Origin of the sequence: Candidatus Chloroploca mongolica, from assembly GCF_004762035.2 — a bacterium.
Taxonomy (GTDB): domain Bacteria; phylum Chloroflexota; class Chloroflexia; order Chloroflexales; family Chloroflexaceae; genus Chloroploca; species Chloroploca mongolica.
This window is the reverse complement of record NZ_SIJK02000099.1, coordinates 1-3,149: the sequence shown is the minus strand read 5'-3', so window position 1 is coordinate 3,149 and position 3,149 is coordinate 1. Positions and strand designations below refer to the sequence as shown.

Genomic DNA, 3,149 nt, shown 5'->3' with positions numbered 1-3,149 from the left:
ACGCGAGCGCAAACCTGTGCGCCTGTGCGTCAAAAAACCCGCCTTCGTTGCGCGGAATAGCGGCCAAGTGCAGCGCCTTGTTATGCGCCCGTTATCAAGACAGTTAATCCGCCTTATCAGATGCCAACTCGTCTTTTGGGCCGGCATCGCGGCCCTTTGGAAAATTGGCCTTCCTGTTCGCGGCTGCTTTGCGCGCTACCTCGACAATTCGTTTACGTCGCGTAGTCTCCGTCTTCGCAGTCTTAAGCCACTCGAGAATTCCTCTTCTAGAAGAAGGCGGGAAGCGATCGAAGAGACGCCGTGAACCCGGGTGCTTTTCGAATTCACGGCGGAGGTCATCAGGCACTTCCAATCGTTCGATATCATCGAGGAAATCCCAAGCGCCATTCTTCTTGGCCTGCTCGACGACGGCCAGTCCCCCTGGCTCCATCAGCCCTTCCTGGACGAGACGAGTGATCCGATCCTTGTTGACTCGGGACCAATTGCTCTTGGGGTCGCGCGGTGAAATCCTGAGCATTGTCCGCGATTCGTCAAGCTTTCTAGGGAGACTGTCTACCCATCCATAACACAGGCATTGATCGACGATCTCATCGTAGCTAACATATGGGTGACCCGAGTCCTTCTTCCAGGTCACGAGCCAAACGCTGCCGCTTGAGGAGTGGTTTTTGGATAACCACTCACGAAGTTCAGCAGCGGATTCAATCGCAACCTTCCCGAGTTCCTTGGCCATATGTTTACCTCAAGACGCATAACGCCGGGCTTCATCTGCGCCGCTGGCAGCGGTAACGGGCTCTATTCTGCGAAACGTACCTCAATCCCCGCACTGCACGGCCAGATCTCGGGGACCGTTGCGCCATCAATGATCGTGGTGTCGGCCCAGCAACGTTCGCGTTCGGCATTGGCGATGCGTGGCACAAACCAGAGGATCGGCGCAGGGCCGAGTGGCTCGGGCGTATCGGGGCCGATGAATTGTTCTGGCCCCTGACGTTCGTCAAGCCCGCAACAGGTGCCGATGCTCGGTAGGTCGCCCTGGCCCTCTTCGGGGCGCGCCTGCGTCCAGTAGAGGTAGGCTCGTTCTGCGTCGCCCCAGATCGGGGCGATCGCCAGTGACCCCGCTTCCGTCGTGAACCCAAAACGCTGCGTGCTCCCCGCTTCCCAGACGGCGAAACCTTCCTGCTGCAACAGGGTGCGTCCGGTCGCCTCCACCAGAGCCAGTTCGGTCGTGACCGGGGGTTCAATCCGTACCACCGGGTGATAGATGCCTTCGGTGCCACAGCCGCGCCCTTCGTTGCCAACCATGACGCTCAAGGTGCCGTCGGGCGCAAAGGTCGCACTGAAGCTGTACTGGTAGTTGCAGGGCAAGGGCCAGTTGGGGCTGCGAAAGGTCATCGTGAGCCGCATGCTGCCGTCGGGTTCTTCGCTCAGTTCTGGCAAGCTGTAGGGAATGACGGCGGCGGCGCTGAAGACCGGGCAGCCCACAGCATCAGAGAAACCAACCCGTTGCCCGTCAACCCCCTGGTAGCCGATGTGCCAGTCCACCACCTTGACCGAGGTTAGCACCGGTCGCCCCTGAAACGTCACGTCACGCAGTTCGAGCCCATCAGAACTGGTCAACAGATAGGCCGCCTGCCAGCCTGCGTGCTCCAGGCGTTGCGGCGTTTCGCACAGCGGGGCAAGCGCAGCGTCTTGCAGGGTGGCCTCGCTGACCACAATGCGCCGTTGACTCGCGCCCTGCTCGGTCCAGGTCGTCGCCGCCACCAGGGTAAAATCAGTGAGATCAACGATCGTCCAGAGCGCCAGGCTGCCCCAGGTAAAGACCGGCGCCACACAGAGATGACGGCTCCGTTCACAACTCGTCGTCTCAAGCGCAGTTTTGGTTGCCTGCATGGTTGCCATCGCCTCGGTTGGCGTCAAACCCTCAAACGCAGACGCAAGCTGGGGATCGGCAATGGCAATCTGGGTAGCGAGTTCCGCCAGATCCTGGGGAATCTCGGGCTGCGCATCGGCAAGGATCTGCACACTGACGACCTGCAAGCGGTCATCAACCAGTGCCGTGACGGTGCTGTTGGTCGGATAGACATAGAGCACGACGCGCAGACAGCGCCCTGGTGGACACGTCGCCGACGCCTCGGCGGGCACATCGCCGGCCCGCGGCTCGGCCACCGTCATCACCTCGCTGCGCAGCGGCTGCCCGGTGGGACTGAGCGTTGCCGTGCGTACGCGGGCATCATTGACAGCAGCGGTCTGCGCTGCGGCGAGGCGCGGTTCAAGGTCGTCGCGTAGCAACACAAAGGGTGGCGTCGCCAGCGCAGCGGCAATGCGTTCACGCCGCGCCGCCACTGCGGGCAACTCAGAAGGGCGCTGATCACCGAGGATAACCGTCGTCGCCAGCGGTGGCGGACTCGCAGCGAGCGCCGGGATCGCCGTAGGCTCGGCACCCTGCGGGTCCGCCGCGCATCCAACCAGGCTGAAGCAAAGCAGAGCAAGCAAAAGTGGAATGAGCACATTCCTACGCATACGAGAACTCTCCCAGGCAAAGGCTTTTCTTTGGGCACATATTCGCACTTGGTACCGGTTTTGTTGCGTGGGCTTGCGGGCGAAACGACCACAGGCCCATGCAGGCGAGCAAAGAGGGCGATACACCAACGCATTGCGCTCAAAGCGGGCGGGCCGCCCGCGCTCCCGGGCCACGACGTTTGCTGCCATGCACGGATCTGTGAGATCTCACAGGTCTTGAAGATCTGTGAGATCTCACGGACGGCACCACTACACTTGCACATAAGGTGGTTTTTTTGACGTAAGACATGGTTTCAGGGTGCTGTACCGTTGACGCTCATCGTAGTGCCGACTGAAACGCTTGGTGTGAGATCAGATGATCTACCAATCAATCAAATCTGCAAACGCCAACCGATCACGCCCGAGACGTTGGTTGAGCCACATGCAGGTGTTATGGAGCGCGACCATTGCGGCCATGCGGGTGCGGATGCCGGTGAGGTCGTGCGGGCGCTCGCGGTCGAGACGGAAGGTATGGAGCAATTTCTCATGCACGGTTTCAACGATCTGGCGCAATCTGGCGATGTAGGTTTGCAGGGCTGGTGGCCAGTGGATTTTCCCATTCGGATGCGGCGGAGTGACCAAGTGGGCACCAT

At 60.6% G+C, this 3,149-nt stretch carries 3 protein-coding genes; all 3 read right to left on the bottom strand.

Features of this window, described 5'->3' with window-relative positions; genetic code table 11:
* Positions 1-103: 103 nt before the first annotated feature.
* On the bottom strand, positions 104-730 hold the full coding sequence (locus tag EYB53_RS24110) for a YdeI/OmpD-associated family protein (protein ID WP_135481947.1): 627 nt from the start codon (positions 728-730) through the stop codon (positions 104-106).
* 62 nt (positions 731-792) lie between these two features.
* Positions 793-2,517, bottom strand: a complete 1,725-nt coding sequence (locus EYB53_RS24105) for a hypothetical protein (RefSeq protein ID WP_135481945.1) — start codon at positions 2,515-2,517, stop codon at positions 793-795.
* A gap of 360 nt (positions 2,518-2,877) precedes the next feature.
* Positions 2,878-3,149, bottom strand: a 272-nt coding sequence (locus EYB53_RS24100; protein WP_205712752.1) for a hypothetical protein, incomplete at its 5' end; no start/stop codon positions are given.

Bases quoted from the DNA above. Each gene is read 5' to 3' on its own strand.
- EYB53_RS24110 (WP_135481947.1), bottom strand. From the start codon at position 730: ATGGCCAAGGAACTCGGGAAGGTTGCGATTGAATCCGCTGCTGAACTT.
- EYB53_RS24105 (WP_135481945.1), bottom strand. From the start codon at position 2,517: ATGCGTAGGAATGTGCTCATTCCACTTTTGCTTGCTCTGCTTTGCTTC.